Origin of the sequence: Escherichia sp. MOD1-EC6098, assembly GCF_002965865.1 — a bacterium.
Taxonomy (GTDB): Bacteria; Pseudomonadota; Gammaproteobacteria; order Enterobacterales; family Enterobacteriaceae; genus Escherichia; species Escherichia marmotae.
In genome coordinates, this window is sequence record NZ_PTSN01000005.1 from 105960 (window position 1) to 125331 (window position 19372).

General features: G+C 46.4%; 13 protein-coding genes, 1 tRNA gene and 3 pseudogenes. 7 read left to right on the top strand and 10 right to left on the bottom strand.

The annotated features are described in order from the left end of the window. Positions 1-66 precede the first annotated feature (66 nt). From fimC to fimB, 5 genes are all read right to left on the bottom strand, one after another. Positions 67-792, bottom strand: coding sequence for a type 1 fimbria chaperone FimC (gene fimC / locus C0K55_RS07845; RefSeq protein ID WP_000066584.1), 726 nt, complete (start codon positions 790-792; stop codon positions 67-69). Between the two features lie 36 nt (positions 793-828). Continuing rightward, positions 829-1368: a fimbrial protein gene (locus C0K55_RS07850; protein WP_000831509.1), complete on the bottom strand. Its 540-nt coding sequence runs from the start codon at positions 1366-1368 to the stop codon at positions 829-831. A gap of 66 nt (positions 1369-1434) precedes the next feature. Further along, positions 1435-1989: a type 1 fimbrial major subunit FimA gene (gene fimA, locus C0K55_RS07855; RefSeq protein ID WP_016262827.1), complete on the bottom strand. Its 555-nt coding sequence runs from the start codon at positions 1987-1989 to the stop codon at positions 1435-1437. A gap of 478 nt (positions 1990-2467) precedes the next feature. After that, the gene (fimE, locus tag C0K55_RS07865; protein WP_000044701.1) at positions 2468-3064 is read right to left on the bottom strand and encodes a type 1 fimbria switch DNA invertase FimE; all 597 of its coding nucleotides are present in this window, start codon (positions 3062-3064) and stop codon (positions 2468-2470) included. A gap of 481 nt (positions 3065-3545) precedes the next feature. Next, on the bottom strand, positions 3546-4148 hold the full coding sequence (gene fimB, locus C0K55_RS07870) for a type 1 fimbria switch DNA invertase FimB (RefSeq protein WP_000790567.1): 603 nt from the start codon (positions 4146-4148) through the stop codon (positions 3546-3548). Between the two features lie 1466 nt (positions 4149-5614). Here fimB and nanC point away from each other — a divergent pair. The 4 genes and pseudogenes from nanC to C0K55_RS26535 form a co-directional block, all read left to right on the top strand. Continuing rightward, a complete protein-coding gene (gene nanC / locus C0K55_RS07890) occupies positions 5615-6331 on the top strand; it encodes an N-acetylneuraminic acid outer membrane channel NanC (protein WP_105266815.1) in 717 nt (238 codons plus the stop codon). 19 nt (positions 6332-6350) lie between these two features. Next, positions 6351-7457, top strand: a complete 1107-nt coding sequence (locus tag C0K55_RS07895; RefSeq protein ID WP_105266816.1) for an N-acetylneuraminate epimerase — start codon at positions 6351-6353, stop codon at positions 7455-7457. 64 nt (positions 7458-7521) lie between these two features. Beyond that, the gene (locus C0K55_RS07900; protein ID WP_105266817.1) at positions 7522-8568 is read left to right on the top strand and encodes a sialate O-acetylesterase; all 1047 of its coding nucleotides are present in this window, start codon (positions 7522-7524) and stop codon (positions 8566-8568) included. 14 nt (positions 8569-8582) lie between these two features. Further along, positions 8583-8867, top strand: a pseudogene (locus C0K55_RS26535) (phosphorothioated DNA-binding restriction endonuclease); the annotation flags it as partial. 207 nt (positions 8868-9074) lie between these two features. Here the strand turns inward: C0K55_RS26535 and yjhR are convergent. After that, positions 9075-12609 (bottom strand): annotated as a pseudogene (yjhR, locus tag C0K55_RS07910) (helicase YjhR). 303 nt (positions 12610-12912) lie between these two features. Next, a tRNA-Leu gene (locus C0K55_RS07915) sits at positions 12913-12997 on the bottom strand. Positions 12998-13192: 195 nt separating this feature from the next. On the opposite strand from C0K55_RS07915, the pseudogene C0K55_RS07920 reads away from it, so the two are divergent. Further along, positions 13193-13420 (top strand): annotated as a pseudogene (locus C0K55_RS07920) (alcohol dehydrogenase catalytic domain-containing protein); the annotation flags it as partial. 157 nt (positions 13421-13577) lie between these two features. Next, positions 13578-15080, top strand: a complete 1503-nt coding sequence (locus tag C0K55_RS07925; protein WP_001294846.1) for a helicase HerA-like C-terminal domain-containing protein — start codon at positions 13578-13580, stop codon at positions 15078-15080. A 150-nt stretch (positions 15081-15230) separates the two neighbouring features. On the opposite strand, the gene lptG is transcribed toward C0K55_RS07925, so the two are convergent. From lptG to ytgA, 3 genes are all read right to left on the bottom strand, one after another. Further along, on the bottom strand, positions 15231-16313 hold the full coding sequence (gene lptG, locus C0K55_RS07930) for an LPS export ABC transporter permease LptG (RefSeq protein WP_001182249.1): 1083 nt from the start codon (positions 16311-16313) through the stop codon (positions 15231-15233). Further along, entirely contained in the window at positions 16313-17413 is a 1101-nt protein-coding gene (gene lptF / locus C0K55_RS07935; protein ID WP_000584138.1) for an LPS export ABC transporter permease LptF, read from the bottom strand. The genes lptG and lptF overlap by 1 nt, the downstream gene beginning before the upstream one ends. 62 nt (positions 17414-17475) lie before the next feature. Further along, the gene (ytgA, locus tag C0K55_RS26540; protein ID WP_211180521.1) at positions 17476-17526 is read right to left on the bottom strand and encodes a protein YtgA; all 51 of its coding nucleotides are present in this window, start codon (positions 17524-17526) and stop codon (positions 17476-17478) included. Between the two features lie 153 nt (positions 17527-17679). Between ytgA and pepA the strand changes: the two genes are divergently transcribed. Next, entirely contained in the window at positions 17680-19191 is a 1512-nt protein-coding gene (gene pepA / locus C0K55_RS07940; protein WP_000397162.1) for a leucyl aminopeptidase, read from the top strand. Positions 19192-19372 lie beyond the last annotated feature (181 nt).

Consider the following 19372-nt stretch of genomic DNA (forward strand, 5'->3'; position numbering starts at 1 on the left):
TATTCCTCCGGTTTAAAATCACCCGGCAGTCAATTCTTTTTATTCAGGCGAAAAATTCCCCCTGCGTTATTCCATTACGCCCTTCATTTTTGGGGTAAGTGCACCATAATCATTTATTGTTCGATAAGTTATGCTGCTTCCGGCATCAGAAGGCAATTTAACCGTGCTTTCGCCCATTGGAGGCACCAATGCATTATCAAGAATCCGAGTTCCGGCATTAAGCTCTGTTACCGTCAGGTAATAGGGTGTCGGGTTAATCAGCGTCAGAGAATTTGTGCCGCGACGGAATCTTAATTTTTCTGCGGCCTGATCGGGTGGCAACGCTAATTTAGCCGGGCGGTAATAGAGTTTAATGCGGCTGATTATCGCGAGCTGTAACGTATTCTCGTTCAATTTTGATTTATCCATTGACGGAATCGCTTTTACATTCATCCAGAACAAACTTTCCCGATCCTGCGGCAATTGATTATTTGTGGCATCAAGAATACGCAGGGTATTCTCTTTTTTTCCCTTCATCGCAAACAGAGGTGGCGTCACGATAAAACGACCATCCTTTACACCATCAGCATTTTCTACCCATGATTGAATTAAATAAGTGCTATTTTCATCATTATTTGTCACGGCAAGTTGAACTTGTTTTTGCCCTGCCGGATAAATTACGCGAGTCGCACCTAATGCCACTCCCGCTTCAGCGCGTCCGGCAAGCATCATTGTTACGATCATCAGGATACCTGCCAGTAAGCAGAATGTTATTTCCTGCGATTTTCTTACATTGACGTTTTTATTACTCACTGTCCTGTTCCTGTTATCACAATATCTGCTGAACAATTACTGATAGGTTAAGGAGAACCAGGCCTGAGCATTAGCCATGCCGCCAGTAACCCAACGCCCTGTTGCGCGATATTTAGCAATGAAATGTAGCGAAGTCGCGCCTGAGTAAAGCCGTTTCCAGTGTATTGGTGGACGATTAATCGGTACGAGGTTTCCCTCGTCATCAAACAAGGCAATACCAACATTGGTTGCAATTCCCGGCCCCTCACCCACAGAAAGCACATCCGGATTTTTGCCATCAGCGACACCGTGAAACGCCACGCCCACACGTTCACTCACCACCGTGCTACATTCCCGTAAATGAATAACAAACGGCACCGGGGCGCTATCTTCCCCTACCGCATGAAACCGGTTACTACTGATTTGCCCCATATTGACCGTCATTTGTTTATCACCAGCTTCAATCCGGCAAGCTTCCGCAATAATGACGCCCTGAAATTGCATATTTCCACCGGGCAACGTGGTGTTCCATTTATTTCCGGCCAGTGCAAACATCGGCAGTAACGACGCTACTAGAAATAATTTCGTCCTTTTCATCGTTATTTTTATCGCGCAGGGGGCGGGCATCCTTGCCCATAATTATTTCCCTAAAACCTGAGTGGATTATTGATACTGAACCTTGAAGGTTGCATCCGCATTAGCAGCACCCGGGGTTGCCTCGCCGATTGCATAATAACGCGCCTGGAACGGAATGGTGTTAGTGCCATTATTCAGGGTTGTTTGTGCGCTAAATGTCGCACCGTCCAACGTCAGCGCATTGCCTGTTCTGTCAAGGATCTGCACACCAACGTTTGTTGCGCTACCTGCAGCAGAACTCTGCAGAGCCAGTACTGTAGGATTGTTGCTGTTAATCGCTGTGCCCAAGAAGGCAACAGCGGCTGTGCTTGCAACAGAAGTATCGCAATCATTCAGTTGAATGTTAAAACCGACGGCAGAGCTGGTTGCTCCACCCTGCTTCAGAGTAGCAGTACGAACCTGGCCCAACTGAACGGTTTGATCAACAGAACCAGCATCAACCGCACAAGCAGCATTAACGATTTCCCCTTTAAAGTGAACGGTCCCACCATTTACCGTCGTGGGAGTAGTATCGGCCAAAGCCGCTGTAGAACTGAGGGACAGCGCCGACAGAACAACAATTGCCAGAGTTTTAATTTTCATACTGCTTTCCTTTTTAAATCTACGTATAAATCGACATGGGCAGTCGTTCTGTACACTTTGTTCAGATAGATAGTTTGACTGCCAACACTGCACAGTTTTCCCCCAAAAAATGAAACATTTGGGGCCATTTTGACTCATAGAGGAAAGCATCGCTCGCTTACTTATTTAGTTTATTCGTTGGATTAATGAACTTTATTTAATTGATTTTATAGATTTTTATGCTATCTGAGGTGGTTTTTGAAGAGAAGAATGAGGAAGTTGCTTCGAGAGTCAGAAACGCTATCTTTACGTAACGCGGAGGCAATGTGAAATTAATTTACAAGAGAAATGATTTACATATCAAATGGTTAGCTGGTTTTCGTCGATTTTTTATATTTTTATGCTTGAGAAAAAACACAAAACTTTTTTATGATATGGACAGTTTGGCCCCAATTGTCTTGTATTAATCTAATTTTTTATTTTTTATCAATAGGTTACATTAAGCCTCTTCTCTTTTTAAATTTTCATTTATTAGATTATTTCTTTCCCATAATCCGGCAAAACGTGCGGCATTACTGGCGGTATAACGCACAGTATGGCGAATATTTCGATGCCCCAGATAATCCTGAATTAAACGAGTATCTGCACCGCGCTCGGCCAGTTCATAACCGCAAGCATGTCTTAACATATGAGGGTGAGTCTGCGTCACGGTTCCAGCTTCAACACCCGCATCACGAATGATGCGATAGGCCTGCTGGCGAGAAAGTCGGCTTCCACGACGAGAAATAAATATGGCATCGGTCTGGTCAGCACCTTTCCAGTTAGAACGTTCAAGGGTCCAGCGTTCTACAGCCTCACGCTCGTCGAAACGTAGTGGATGGACAGTAGAAAATCCGTTCTTCAGCCGACGAATATTTATCCGGCCTTCATTGAGATCAAGATCCTGATAATGAAGATCAAGTAGCTCACTAATACGCATCCCGTGCCGATATGCCAACAGAATAAGACAATAATCTCTGGCACCCGTTGCCCCATAGCAAACCGCTTGCATCATTGCCTGAACTTCTTTACCGGTAAGATAGCGACGTTTACTCACAATAGTAGTACTCCTGAACTGGGTTATATTTGAATGAATACCTATAGGAAAACCTCAATCGGTTAAAATTAGCCCAATAGATAAAAAGATAATCACACACGACATTGAGCGATTATCAGACGTTCACATTAAATATCATACAAAAATAAAATATCACTGATGTGACAAAATCTATTTTCATTGATTTAATTCAATATAACAATAGAGTAAACAGAATTAACTTCCAGTTGCTTAAAAAATAAAGAAAAAAAACACAATGAGGTAAGAACTTAGGTGATGTGTAAATTTATGAATGATTTTGTTTGTTTATTTTAAAAAAAATAAAACCATTGTGGTTTGTATGGCTGTGGTTAAACCAATGTTTATTCTGATAATTAATGATTATACTTACAATAACATCAATTAATAAATGGTTAATTATTATTGATACATCGTAAGAATAATGTAGTTTTTAACACCATCCATGGTATCTCATCCGTTTTTATAAAACAGCATGGCGTTGCCGACCTCTGGGGCTATCCCAGATACCGTAAAAACGCCCTGCATTACTGGCGGTATACCAGACAGTATGACGAATATTACGATGGCCAAGATAATCCTGGATAAGCCGTGTATCTACTCCCATATTCGCCAAAGCAAAACCACATGAATGACGTAACATGTGAGGATGAATCTCTAGTGATAATCCAGCATTATCACCTGAAGTAGAGATGATTTGATAAAACTGTTGACGAGAAAGAGGATTCCCCTTGCGTGACAAAAACACCCACTCGCTCTCAGCATGTGGATAAGAAGTACGCATACTCAACCAGTTTTTTAAAGCCTGAACTTCTTTGTTTAAGAGCGGGTGTGTCGTTGAAAAGCCTTTTTTTAATCGATGGATATATATACACTTTGCCTTAAGATCAATATCTGAAATTCTCAATCGACAAATTTCACTCGCCCGGAAGCCATGAATAAAACAAAGTAAAGTCAGACAATAATTACGTGCAGCATGAGGCCCGGTATTTGCTGCTTTAAGGAGTAACTCGATTTCACTGTGGGTCAGGAAGTTCCTTTTTTTGTTATCAGCCTTATTCTTCATCGTTTTCCCTTATAATTGCAGACACGCACTAGCTGTACTGGGTTATTATCAGCCCAACATTTAGCCCTGATTATGTTTATAAAAGCGAACGTTTGTGTAATGACTAACGCAAGTGGATCAGCTCTTTTGAATGAACTAAAATGGAGTGGCGATAGTTACTTATAATAACTTTGCCATACAAACGCTATATGCTCTTGTATGCTATGTTCATTAATATATTTATCAGCGCAAGACGAAATCCAATAATAAACCTCATGATCAATATAACTATTCTTATCTATATATCATGTGATATCTCCTGTAACAAGCAAATCATCATAAAAATTTAATATTGCTTCTGTCAGCCATCTCACACATAACATTATTAGTCAACTCTGTTTTTCCGCATAATTGCTATTTCATAGAAACCGGTAATTTTCAGGTGGCTATTATCATGCTAATGCTTAGTTTCCTAGCCATTATTATCCTTTGGTTCGTAAACTCATGCTGTGAGGTTGTTACATCCCTTTTTCATACTGTGTATTTCCCGGAGATATGAGGAAAGCCAGGACACGCTTTTTCCATCTGCATTCGTTGCTAAAGATAGCTTTGGTCACTACGACTTAAACCTTCCTGACTCACAGCTATTCGCCGGGTGATACGGCAACAAACGGATTGAAACATCATCCTGAAAATACCGATGCGTGCTGAACATCAACAAGCCTGCCCGGAACAACTCCGGGAGTTCCCAGCTACGTGCCACAAAGCAGGAAACATATTTCATGATGAGAATTATGCCCAGTCTGATGGCGGATAGACACTTATCTTTACCATGCCCGCTGAGTTATCTTGCAAATCGCCTCCTGTTTGAACTAAAAATAAATAACATATAAAACAAATAATTAAAGAAAAACCTTTGGTTTATGAAGAGCTCCGCAAGTGGTCATCTGGCTTCACATAGCATCTTCTTCTTAGAAAAATATCGACATATTTTGTGACACGAATTGCAAATCTGGTTTTGTTGTATGGATTGTGTGATTTTTGATCTGGTATAACAGGTATAAAGGTTCACCAAGACAGTAAATGAAGCTGGGCATCTCGCAATCTATGACAAACATCACTTCAGTTCTTTCTCATCGGGTGATGAAAACGCACTTCAGTCTGAAAGGAGTATGAAAATGAGATCAACAAACAATCTATTTTATGACTCTGGGTAAAATGGATTGAGTAAGTGATATAGCTTACGAACATTCAAATCAATTAAACATCAGAAGAGATTTTATACTCAGGTATTTAATCTGGTCCTCTGTATATTTAAATAATGTGGAAAGTGAATTTTCACAGGAGACCTTATACAAAAAATATAAAATACAGCTATCCGCTGCCAAAGACACTATAAGCCTGGCAAAAAATATTACACGACATAAATGCTAATTGTTTATGCGGGCTTTGTATTACTTTCTGTATCCTACAAATGAGTGAAATTTATGAAAAAGGCTAAAATACTTTCTGGCGTATTATTACTCTGCTTTTCGTCGCCATTAATTTCTCAGGCTGCAACACTGGACGTCCGTGGTGGATATCGTAGTGGGAGCCATGCTTATGAAACTCGACTCAAAGCCAGTGAGGGATGGCAAAATGGATGGTGGGCAAGTCTTGAAAGTAATACCTGGAACACTATTCATGATAATAAAAAAGAAAATGCCGCACTCAATGATGTTCAGGTCGAAGTTAATTACGCAATAAAACTTGATGATCAATGGACTGTGCGCCCGGGAATGTTAACCCATTTTAGCAGCAACGGTACACGCTACGGACCTTACGTAAAACTGTCCTGGGATGCGACAAAAGATCTCAATTTTGGCATTCGCTATCGTTACGACTGGAAAGCCTACCGACAGCAAGACTTATCCGGCGATATGTCTCGTGATAACGTTCATCGTTGGGATGGATATGTCACTTACCATATTAATAGTGATTTCACCTTCGCCTGGCAAACAACGCTATACAGCAAACAAAACGATTATCGCTATGCAAACCATAAGAAATGGGCGACGGAAAATGCATTTGTTCTACAATACCATATGACGCCAGATATTACGCCATACATAGAATATGACTACCTTGACCGTCAGGGTGTTTACAACGGTAGAGATAATTTATCTGAAAACAGTTATCGCATTGGTGTGTCATTTAAACTGTAGTAGACAGGAGACAGTCACAATGAATAAAAAAATAATGGCACTTGCTATCATAATGGCTTCATTTGCCGCAAACGCGTCTGTATTACCAGAACCCCCTGTGCCTTTTAAAAGCGGTACTGGAGTGATTGATAACAACACTGTCTACATTGGTTTAGGTAGCGCAGGAGCAGCATGGTACAAGCTGGATACGCAAGCCAAAGATAAGAAATGGATAGCCCTGGCGGAATTCCCGGCTGGCCCGAGAGATCAAGCAACCTCTGCATTTATTGATGGTAATTTGTATGTATTTGGCGGTGTTGGTAAAAACAGAGATGGGTTAACTCAGGTATTCAACGACGTACACAAATATAACCCCGAAACCAATACCTGGGTTAAATTGATGTCACACGCACCGATGGGCATGGCGGGTCATGTGACTTTTGTACACAACGGCAAGGCTTATGTTACTGGCGGTGTTAACCAGAATATCTTCAATGGCTATTTTGAAGATCTCAATGAGGCTGGAAAAGATTCAAAGACTATAGATAAAATCAACGCCAACTATTTTGACAAAAAAGCAGAAGATTATTTCTTCAATAAGTTTCTGTTGTCTTTTGAACCCTCTACACAGCAATGGAGTTATGCTGGTGAATCTCCCTGGTACGGTACGGCTGGAGCGGCGGTAGCAAATAAAGGTGATAAAACCTGGCTTATTAATGGCGAGGCAAAACCAGGATTGCGAACTGATGCTGTATTTGAGCTTGATTTCACCGGCAATAACATAAAATGGAATAAACTTTCTCCCGTCTCCTCACCGGATGGCGTAGCTGGCGGTTTTGCTGGTATTAGCAATGACTCTCTTATATTTGCCGGAGGAGCCGGATTTAAAGGTTCACGGGAAAATTACCAGAACGGTAAGAACTATGCGCATGAAGGCCTGAAAAAATCGTATAGCGCTGATATCCATCTTTGGCATAACGGGAAATGGGAGAAATCTGGCGAACTGTCGCAAGGTCGGGCCTACGGAGTATCATTACCCTGGAATAATAGCTTATTGATTATTGGCGGTGAAACTACGGGCGGCAAAGCTGTGGCGGATTCAGTGTTACTCTCTGTGAAAGATAATAAAGTGACTGTGCAAAACTAACTTTTCAGGGCTCCAGTAAAGGAGCCCTGATATCAATTCATCATTTTAATTACGCGACATTTATATGAACGCAATAATATCGCCCGATTATTACTATGTTCTTACCGTTGCCGGTCAGTCTAATGCTATGGCGTATGGCGAAGGACTCCCGTTACCAGACAGTGAAGATGCGCCTCATCCCAGAATAAAACAACTGGCGAGATTCACTCAGACGCATCCCGGTGGCCCGTTATGTCAATTTAATGACATTATTCCACTGACTCACTGCCCACACGATGTCCAGGATATGCAGGGTTATCACCATCCTCTGGCAACGAATCATCAAACACAGTACGGCACCGTTGGCCAGGCACTACATATTGCGCGGAAATTACTGCCCTTCATTCCTGATAATGCAGGCGTTCTTATCGTTCCCTGTTGCCGCGGTGGATCGGCTTTTACCGCGGGCAGCGAAGGGGCATATTCAGAACAGCACGGAGCCAGCCATGATTCATGTCGTTGGGGAGCAGATACTCCGCTGTATCAGGATTTAGTCAACAGAACACGAACGGCACTGTCAAAGAATCCGCAGAATAAATTCCTCGGCGTATGCTGGATGCAGGGCGAATTTGACTTAATGACCAGTGACTACGCGTTACATCCTCAATACTTTAATCATATGGTTGAAGCCTTTCGTGAGGATTTGAAACAGTATCGTTCTCAGCTTAATAATATTGCTGCCGCTCCGTGGTTTTGCGGCGATACCACCTGGTACTGGAAAGAAAATTACCCTCATGCGTATGAAACGATTTATGGCAATTATAAAAATAATGCCTTAGCCAATATTATTTTCGTCGGCTTCCAGCAACAAGGTGAAAGAGGGCTGACGAACGAGCCAGATGAAGATCCGGACGATTTTAGCACGGGATATTACGGTTCAGCGTACCGAACACCAGAAAACTGGACGACGGTGCTACGCAACAGTCATTTCAGCTCAGCAGCCCGTCGTGGGATTATTTCTGACAAATTTGTTGAAGCTATTTTGCGGTATTGGTGCGAAAGGTGGTCGGGGAGTTTATTCATGGGGGATACTCTTATACGTTCTCAGAACAGGCAACAAAAAAACAAATGAGATCAAGGTAATATATCTTCGCTTGCGGGTTTGAACAGCAGGCAATTGCCAACATAAAAATCTGGCACAAGGGTGAACAGCGCGCGCCACATAAACCTCTGTTACTGCTATACGTATTGGCTGGCTACCAGCATGGACATCCACGCCTTTTCGATTATGGCTCGGAAATCTACGAACCTCTGCACAGTTTACTGGAACGTTTTGGATCACAGCATTCGCAGTATCAGCCTGATATGCCGTTCTGGCGATTACAAGGCGATGGATTCTGGCAATTAGACAATGATGATATGCTTAATACGGGCCGAAGACATTAGGCCATTGTTGTATCTGCTTTCATTCCTAAAAGCCCCTGTCGTTAATGCCAGGCGCATTATGCAAAGGAGAATGATTAGGTAAACAATAAGATTGAAAATCAGGAAAAGCGACTCGCAATAAATCTGAAAGTCGCCTTCACATTGTTAAAATATATCCCTTACCACTCCTGTGTTGTGAACTGTTCATCACACTTATAGCTGACGTTGATCCAGACTGCTATATATCGCCTTTATTTCATTTTTTACGCCTTCGCCACGGTACACCAAAGACGTATCGTATCGTTGATATTTATCTTCTCGCGCAGCACTGAACCAGTTAAAAGATCCAACGCACAGCAACTCCTCATCTCTAATCACAATTTTGCTGTGAACGCGATTCACCAATTTTGTAGCAATGCCCATATTATTGAGCTTTTCGACTGCATCATTTAGAAGATGCAGTTTCTCCTGGCGCTTATCATCATCGACATGCGCAATATTGCAGTTTTTATCCGTTACCACGGTAATATCAATACCCCGGGAACGGGCCAGAGCCATCGACGCAAGAAAACCCGTTTGCTCCACTTTTTGCCAGGATAACCAGGGGGAAATAATCGTGATCTTCTGTTGAGCTGCGGCCAGAGCATTATTCAAAAATTCATCATGCTGCTCCACACCATGCAACGTTGAAATTTGTGTCTGTGCGGAACTTAAATCCTGCCGTTTCTGAAACTCAAATTGCAACGCATTATTATCTGAAGCAAACAGAAATTTTGCCAATAACCCTCGCGGCGAAAATGCTGGCTGCATCTCTATAAGGTCCATATCACCGAAGACCAGAAAACTATCTTTAGCGCGTGAGACTGCGACATTCAGGATACTGCTATTGCTGTCAATAAACTGACCATCTTCATGTTTTGAATAGACCGTAGAAAAGAGAACAATCGCCCTTTCCGCACCCTGCAAGGAGTGCACAGTCCCCACGGTCAGCGAACCCTCTTCGTCATTGCAATTAATCTCCAGCTTACGCAATGACGTCTTGATGGCATTAACCTGTGCCGAAAATGGCGTCACAATACCAACTACTTTATACAGCGGTTCCCCGTAATGGCGCTCTATACCATCCTTATGCGCCACCAGCCATGCTGCAATTGTTTCCGCTTCAAGAGGGTTATAACGGCTACCTCCATTTGGCTTCATGCCCCTGCCGTCAATATGCAAAAAACCCATTGCCGGGAAAATCGTCTCTTTTTCCATTCCTCTTTTGGGCTGCAACTTACCGTGATAGCAAAGTGAGTTACAGTAGCCGATGATGTTATTGAAACAGCGACGATGCTCATACAGATACATTCCGCGCTCGAACTTCGGATCATATTGGTAGCGAGAATTGTACTGAGCAACTTTCATCACGCTGCCGGATGCCGCACTTTTTCCAGACTCACACACATGGGAATATGCATTCATTAGCTCTTCCTGAGTGTCGCCAGAAAGAATGTTCTCCTCCAGCATATTGCCTATATCGGTGACAGGCAGACAATTCCAGATAGGTGCTATTTGTTCTGTATCGCCTATTACCAGCGCTTTCTTAGCTAATGCAAAGGAAGCCGCAGCAACCTCCGGGAGCACCTGCCCTGCTTCATCGACGATCAGTAAATCAGCAAAGTTATATAAATAATCATTATCAAATTGCCTGGCACCTCCGACAAATTTCCCCGTTATCATTTGAGAAGGCAACATGTAGCAGGTCATCACCACACAGGGGGTAAGTTTCATTCTTCTTCGCCATCGGGCCTTGACACTAATCGCCCCAGTGAGTCCTTTTTCTTTTTGCAGATTATCGATTGTCGCCATATCCATCAGCCAGCGACCTTCCCAATAATGAGTCGCTAGCAAGAACGCAGGAAAACGAATCTGAGTATCGGCAAGCTCGTCCGCGCCGGCGAGGTTCAGCTCATCGCATCCCCTGTAGCCCAGCGCATCCCCTGTAGCCCAGCGCATAAGTCAACTCGTGCCATTGTTTTGCTGCTTCCACTTCACGTCGGGCTATGTCCTGCGCAAAGTTGATATTCTGTTGGCACACCGCCTGCTCTTGTTGCGCTTTAGCGATCAAACTATCGATAAATTTATCAATATCTTCGGGACAATTTCCCTGGAACGCTGTCATTCTTGCGCCGAACGTAGAGTCCAGGAAGAGGTTAATCTGGTAATGGCGTTTAGCACGAACAGCAGGGAGCCATGACAAAAATGCATACATAAGCGACTCATTGGCACGGTATTGCTGCCACTGCTTTTTACCTCTGACTAAAAGTGAAATTTCATTGCCAATATTGAGAAGAAGTGTGTTTTTGTCCTGAAGATACTGGTCGAGATTCTCACTGATGACTCGCTGTTCATGGCGGATATCATTGAGTCTGCGCCATGCGGGTTCGATTTGCTGAAGTTGCATAAACTGTGAAGTTAAACGTTCATGCAAAAGCGTCACTACATGCTCTGGCGAATTGTACTCTCCAGCTCCAAACGCCGCCTCCGCTTTTTCAAGGTAAAAGGCCCGGGCTTTTTCCAGATATTCCTGGGATTCAACGCGGTTAAAAAAATCTCCAGTCTGGTATTTCTTCGCTGCCTCAACCAGACGGCTTTTAGACGGAAAATAAGCGCCATAGCTTATTACCTCCGGCAACCAACGCCCAGACATTACGCCAAAACCAGTAGAGAAATCTTTTCCAAAGGCTTCAATAATATTGGTGACGGCCTGATTGTTAGTCGATGTGGCAATGATTACAGGAGGTTCAGTTTGATTAAGTGCGGCTCTTGTCCATTCGGTGGCAATAATAGAAAGCACCAGCGTAGTTTTACCCGTTCCCGGAGGACCGTTGACAGCGAGCATATCACCCTGCTGTTGAGTCAGATAATGGCTCAGGGCATCGCGCTGCGCCACTGCCAGCGGAAACTTATCGCCGGAATGCCCCAAACGTTCGCAGAACATCGCATTCTTAGCGAGAAGTGGCTCCACTGGAGCCATTTCGTTTGAGGCAAAACGCGTTAATAGCGGAACCTTAACCTGGCTCATCAGAAGATGGTCATACATAGGCAGGATATGAACGCTGGCCCCTACATGCTGGCTAGCTTTAACAATATAACCGTATCCAGCCCGTTCGTATGGCTCAGATGTAGCGACCCAATTTCCAGTGACGTTTCTTAAAAGGTTATCTGACTGTTGAAGATAATTTTGCCAATGCTGACGATACCTGGCATGGCGTTCCGCTTTCTCTTCGTCAGTTTCTTCGTAATGTTCTGGGTCATCTTCATTAATGGTGGCTGTGTTATGCGTGGTTTTGTATTTGTCATATTGCGCCAACTCACCAATAGAAAAATGACCGGAAGGGAGAGGTTCAAGCAGATCGCGGGGAATAGTGGCTGAAGCGGCAGGAAACAAAAAACCTTCCCTATTCAGAAGAGCGGAGGTAACCAGTGGCGTGATAATTGCGGGTGCATCTGCCATTTGCTCTTTGCCATGCTTTACTATGCGGTTCCACACTTGGGGCCGTAACACGACTTCAACGGTTTTTACCGACTCCCCTTCACCGTCAAAAAATGCCCGAATAGTCTCGTCATCCAACTTCCCTGTGGTGATATTTATCCATCGAATGAATGAATCTGTATCTTTACGTGAAAACGTTCCTTTACCAGATTCGGCGTCAGCTAAGGAGTTGCGCCAGTATGAAGTGAATCCCAATGTATTGCTGTCCATTTTCCATTCCGTGACATAATAGAAATCATTGATTTCATTGATGTAAATATTACTTATGATTAAACATTGTCCACGATGCGAGCACGATCGCAATAAATATTGTGCCTGGAGGATGGATTAGATTTTCTGAAAGAGCCGAATCCTTAATAGATAAGCGCAAACATACTTGGTTCGGTATTCTTAAGGGATTTAATATGGATTGAACCAGGTTGACGTTAGTTGGAAAAAACAGCGGAAAAGATTTGTGTGGCGCGGATTTCAGGCATAAAAAAAGACCTCAGTTGAGGTCTATTTACATACTTTTGGTGCCGAAGGCCGGACTCGAACCGGCACGTATTTCTACGGTTGATTTTGAATCAACTGCGTCTACCGATTTCGCCACTTCGGCACTGAAGAGGTATGCGGAAAACGTTGTGGATTATACCTGTCACACGCCGCCATGCAAGCGTCAGCTTGCACCCACTTTGCTAAGTGCTGAAAATTTCAGCACCATTCTCAGTAATGTGTAACCTTTGTCACACTCCAGGCCTCCCGCCCGACCATACTCTACACTTCCCGGGCAATACCAGAGAAGGGCAAAAGCATGTCGATGATAAAAAGCTATGCTGCAAAAGAGGCTGGCGGGGAACTGGAGCTCTATGAGTACGATCCCGGTGAACTGAAGCCACAAGACGGCGAAGTACAGGTGGATTACTGCGGGATTTGCCATTCTGGCCTGTCGATGCTCGACAACAAGTGGGGATTCTCACAGTACCCACTGGTTGCCTGTCATGAAGTGATTGGTCGCGTGGTTGCGCTGGGTAGCGCCGCGTAAGATAAAAGTTTGCAAATCAGTCAGCGTGTCGACCTCTGATCGCTCTGCCGGGTCACTTCTACCGGCCTTTAAGATATCTCGCAATCGGCTGAATTTAGTGGTGAAAAGCGCTCAACCGTGCCTATACTCCAGACAGGGAACTGGAGGAAATCTCATGAGCGAACCACGTTTAATTGCCCGCACGCCGGACACAGAACTGTTTTTACTACCCGCTATGGCTAACCGTCACGGACTGATTACTGGCGCAACAGGGACAGGTAAAACTGTCACGCTGCAAAAACTGGCGGAATCTCTGTCAGAAATCGGCGTTCCGGTATTTATGGCCGATGTAAAAGGTGATTTGACCGGGGTTGCGGCAGAAGGTACTACCTCGGAAAAACTGCTCGCTCGGTTGAAAAATATCGGCGTCAACGACTGGCAGCCACATGCGAATCCAGTAGTTGTGTGGGATATTTTTGGTGAGAAAGGTCATCCAGTACGGGCAACGGTCTCGGATCTGGGACCGCTGTTGCTTGCACGGCTGTTAAATCTCAACGACGTGCAATCCGGCGTGCTGAATATCATCTTCCGTATTGCCGACGATCAGGGACTATTGTTACTCGACTTTAAAGATCTCCGGGCGATTACCCAATATATCGGTGATAACGCCAAATCATTCCAGAATCAGTACGGTAATATCAGTAGCGCATCGGTTGGCGCCATCCAGCGCGGATTACTGACGCTGGAACAGCAAGGGGCGACGCATTTCTTTGGTGAGCCAATGCTGGATATCAAAGACTGGATGCGTACCGATGCTAACGGTAAAGGTGTTATCAATATTCTTAGCGCCGAAAAGCTCTACCAGATGCCAAAACTGTACGCCGCCAGCCTGCTGTGGATGCTTTCTGAGTTGTATGAGCAACTGCCAGAAGCAGGCGATTTGGATAAACCGAAACTGGTATTTTTCTTCGACGAAGCGCATCTGCTGTTCAACGATGCACCGCAGGTGTTGTTGGATAAGATTGAACAGGTAATAAGACTTATCCGCTCGAAAGGTGTGGGCGTCTGGTTTGTTTCGCAAAACCCGTCTGATATCCCTGACAACGTGCTTGGGCAGTTGGGAAATCGCGTTCAGCACGCTCTGCGCGCCTTCACGCCGAAAGACCAGAAAGCGGTGAAGACGGCGGCGCAAACCATGCGCCCCAATCCGGCATTTGATACGGAAAAGGCGATTCAGGAACTAGGAACCGGCGAAGCGTTGATCTCTTTTCTGGATGCGAAAGGAAGTCCTTCTGTGGTAGAGCGTGCGATGGTGATCGCGCCTTGTTCACGGATGGGGCCGGTAACGGAAGATGAGCGTAACGGCCTGATTAATCACTCTCCGGTGTATGGCAAGTATGAAGATGACGTAGACCGGGAATCCGCCTATGAGATGCTGCAAAAAGGTGTGCAGGCCAGTACCGAACAGCAAAATAACCCTCCTGCCAAAGGGAAAGAGATAAGTGAAGATGACGGTATTCTGGGTGGGTTGAAGGATATTTTGTTTGGCACTACCGGACCGCGCGGCGGGAAGAAAGATGGCGTGGTACAGACTATGGCGAAAAGCGCCGCCCGTCAGGTGACGAACCAGATTATACGCGGGGTGCTGGGGAGTTTGCTGGGGGGAAGAAGAAGGTAAGTCAGGTGCGATTTATCTTCGCCTGATGCGACGCTGGCGCGTCTTATCAGGCCTACGCCACTGCAATATATTGATTTTTCAGGCATGAACGAAACACTCTTTGCTGACAATAATAAAGGGAGCTTATGCTCCCTTTATTCGTTCATCAAGTTACGATTTTCTCATTAACAGCCACAGGCTGATTAAGAAGAAGCTGGCGCTTGGCAACAGTGCGCCGATGATCGGCGGGATACCGTAAACCAGCGTCAGTGGGCCGAAGATCTGATCCAGCACGTAGAACACAAAGCCGAAGCTAATACCGGTGACCACGCGTACCCCCATCGGCACGCTGCGCAGTGGACCGAAGATGAACGACAGCGCCATCAACATCATCACCGCGACAGAAAGCGGCTGGAAGATTTTGCTCCACATATTGAGCTGATAACGTCCGGCGTCCTGGCCACTCGACTTCAGATACTTCACGTAGTTGTGTAAACCACTAATGGAGAGGGCATCCGGATCCAGCGCTACAACGCCCAGTTTGTCCGGCGTGAGGTTGGTTTTCCAGGTACCGCTCACAGTCTGCGAACCGGTTATCTGTTTGGGATTGGTCAGGTCAGATTCATCAACCTGCGAGAGACGCCAGACTTTATGTTCCGGGTCAAACTTCGCGGAAGCAGCATAGCGAACGGATTGCAGACGACGATTCTCGTTGAAGGCATAAATACTGATGCCACCTAACTCTTCATCGCCTTTTACTCGTTCAATATAGACAAAGTTGTCGCCATCTTTCGCCCATAAACCTTGCTGGGTAGAGAGCAACGAGCCGCCGTACATCGCCTGCGCACGGTAGTTACGCGCCATCTGTTCGCCCTGCGGCGCGACCCACTCGCCAATCGCCATGGTCAACAAGACCAGTGGAATGGCGGTTTTCATCACTGACAGCGCCACCTGCATACGGGTAAAACCAGAAGCCTGCATCACCACCAGTTCGCTGCGTTGTGCCAGCATCCCCAGTCCGAGCAACGCGCCCAGCAAGGCCGCCATCGGGAAGAAGATTTGCACATCTTTCGGCACGCTCAGCAGGGTATACATCCCCGCGCCTAACGCGTCGTAGCTCCCCTGCCCGGCTTTTTTCAACTGATCGACAAACTTGATAATGCCGGAAAGCGACACCAGCATGAACAGCGTCATCATGATGGTGGTGAAAATAGTTTTACCGATATAGCGGTCAAGTACACCAAAGGGTTGCATTATACCGCTCCTTTACGCGTAAAACTGGCGCGCAGACGGCGGACCGGCACCGTATCCCAAAGGTTGAGAACAATCGCCAAAGCCAGATAAATCAGGTTTACGGTCCACATCCACAGCGTCGGGTCCAACTTACCTTTACCGCCGTTCGATTTCAGCGAGGTCTGGATCAGGAAGAAAAGCAGATACAGCAACATGGCCGGTAGCATCGACAGGACACGCCCCTGACGCGGGTTAACCACGCTCAGAGGCACAACCATGAGCGCCATCATAAACACGGTGAATACCAGAGTGATACGCCAGTTCAGTTCCGCGCGGGCACGATCGGTGTCAGTGTTCCACAATGTGCGCATGTCCATCTGGTCAGTATCGTTCGGGTCCAGCGCTACCGCCTGATGACCGATGATCGCCTGATAATCCTGGAAGTCCGTAATGCGGAAATCACGCAGCAGTGCAGTGCCTTCGAAGCGCGTTCCCTGATTGAGGGTCACGACCTGAGAGCCATCTCGCAACTGAGTTAAATGTCCGGAATCGGCCACCACCACGGAAGGACGCGCATTACCTTTTGGTCGAATTTGCGCGAGGAACACATCTTTGAAATCGCTACCGTCAACACTTTCGATGAACAGCACCGAGCTGCCATTCGTCGCTTGCTGGAACTGACCTTGCGCCAGCGCCGCCATGCCGGGGTTAGCTTTCGCTTCCGCTAACACTTCATCCTGATGGCGCGATGACCACGGTCCTGCCCACATAACGTTAACCGCCGCGACAATCGCCGTGAATACCGCGAGAACCATCGCCGCTTTGACCAGAACCGCTTTGCTCAGGCCACAGGCATGCATTACCGTAATTTCACTTTCGGTATACAGTTTACCCAACGTCATCAGCAGCCCGAGGAACAGGCTTAATGGCAGGATAAGCTGCGCCATTTCCGGCACGCCCAACCCAAGAAGGGAGAGCACCAGGTTCGCCGGAATGTCGCCGTCAACCGCCGCGCCGAGGATCCTCACTAACTTTTGACAGAAGAAGATCAAAAGCAAGATGAAGAGTATCGCCAACTGGCTTTTGAGCGTCTCCCGAACCAGATATCTTATGATTATCACTTTAAATACGCCCGTAAAAACTCGTCTTTTGCAGGATTTTAGCTTGTTTCATGGCTTAAACGTCATTTATTCTCTTGAGTCGTCGAAATCGTCGCTAAGATAATTATACTCAACGGATTCGCCCCTCAGATTTTGTTCTGACGTGCCAATGCCGTAATAACGTTAAGATTAACACGAAGTCATCGCAACAGCGGACATGAGTTACGAAAGCTTGCAATTCTATCTGTAGCCACCGCCGTTGTCTTTAAGATTCAGGAGCGTAGTGCATGGAGTTTAGTGTAAAAAGCGGTAGCCCGGAGAAACAGCGGAGTGCCTGCATCGTCGTGGGCGTCTTCGAACCACGTCGCCTTTCTCCGATTGCAGAACAGCTCGATAAGATCAGTGATGGGTACATCAGCGCCCTGCTACGCCGGGGCGAACTGGAAGGAAAACCGGGGCAGACCCTGTTGCTGCACCATGTGCCAAATGTGCTCTCCGAGCGCATCCTCCTTATTGGTTGTGGCAAAGAACGTGAGCTGGATGAGCGCCAGTATAAGCAGGTTATTCAGAAAACCATTAATACACTGAATGATACTGGCTCAATGGAAGCGGTCTGCTTCCTGACTGAACTGCACGTCAAAGGCCGCAATAACTACTGGAAAGTGCGTCAGGCTGTCGAGACGGCAAAAGAGACGCTATACAGTTTTGATCAACTAAAAACGAATAAGACCGAGCCGCGTCGTCCGCTGCGTAAAATGGTGTTCAACGTACCGACTCGCCGTGAACTTACCAGTGGTGAGCGTGCGATCCAGCACGGTCTGGCGATTGCCGCAGGGATCAAAGCGGCGAAAGATCTCGGCAATATGCCGCCAAATATCTGTAACGCCGCCTACCTCGCCTCCCAGGCACGCCAGTTGGCTGACAGCTACAGCAAAAATGTCATCACCCGCGTTATCGGTGAACAGCAGATGAAAGAGCTGGGGATGCACTCCTATCTGGCGGTTGGTCAGGGTTCGCAGAACGAATCGCTGATGTCGGTGATTGAGTACAAAGGCAACGCGTCGGAAGATGCGCGCCCAATCGTGCTGGTCGGTAAAGGCTTAACCTTCGACTCCGGCGGTATCTCGATCAAGCCTTCCGAAGGCATGGATGAGATGAAGTACGATATGTGCGGCGCGGCGGCAGTTTACGGCGTGATGCGTATGGTCGCGGAGCTGCAACTGCCGATTAATGTTATCGGCGTGCTGGCAGGCTGCGAAAACATGCCTGGCGGTCGTGCCTATCGTCCGGGCGATGTGTTAACCACCATGTCCGGTCAAACCGTTGAAGTGCTGAATACCGACGCTGAAGGCCGTCTGGTGCTGTGCGATGTGTTAACTTATGTTGAGCGTTTTGAGCCAGAGGCGGTGATTGACGTGGCGACGTTGACGGGTGCTTGTGTGATCGCGCTGGGCCATCATATCACTGGCCTGATGGCGAACCACAACCCGCTGGCTCATGAGCTGATTGCCGCGTCTGAACAGTCTGGCGACCGCGCATGGCGTTTACCGCTGGGTGACGAGTACCAGGAACAGTTGGAGTCCAATTTTGCCGATATGGCGAACATTGGCGGGCGTCCTGGCGGGGCGATTACCGCAGGCTGTTTCCTGTCGCGCTTTACGCGTAAGTACAACTGGGCACACCTGGATATCGCGGGTACTGCGTGGCGTTCTGGTAAAGCAAAAGGCGCAACCGGCCGTCCGGTGGCGTTGCTGGCACAGTTCCTGTTGAACCGCGCCGGGTTTAACGGCGAAGAGTGATTGCATCAAGAATTATTGTTCTTGCCGGATGCGGCGTGAACGCCTTATCCGACCTACACACAGCACTGAACTCGTAGGCCTGATAAGACGCGACAGCGGCGCATCAGGCAATGTTGTTATTGTCGGATGCGGCGTGAACGCCTTATCCGACCTACACACAGCACCGAACTTGTAGGCCTGA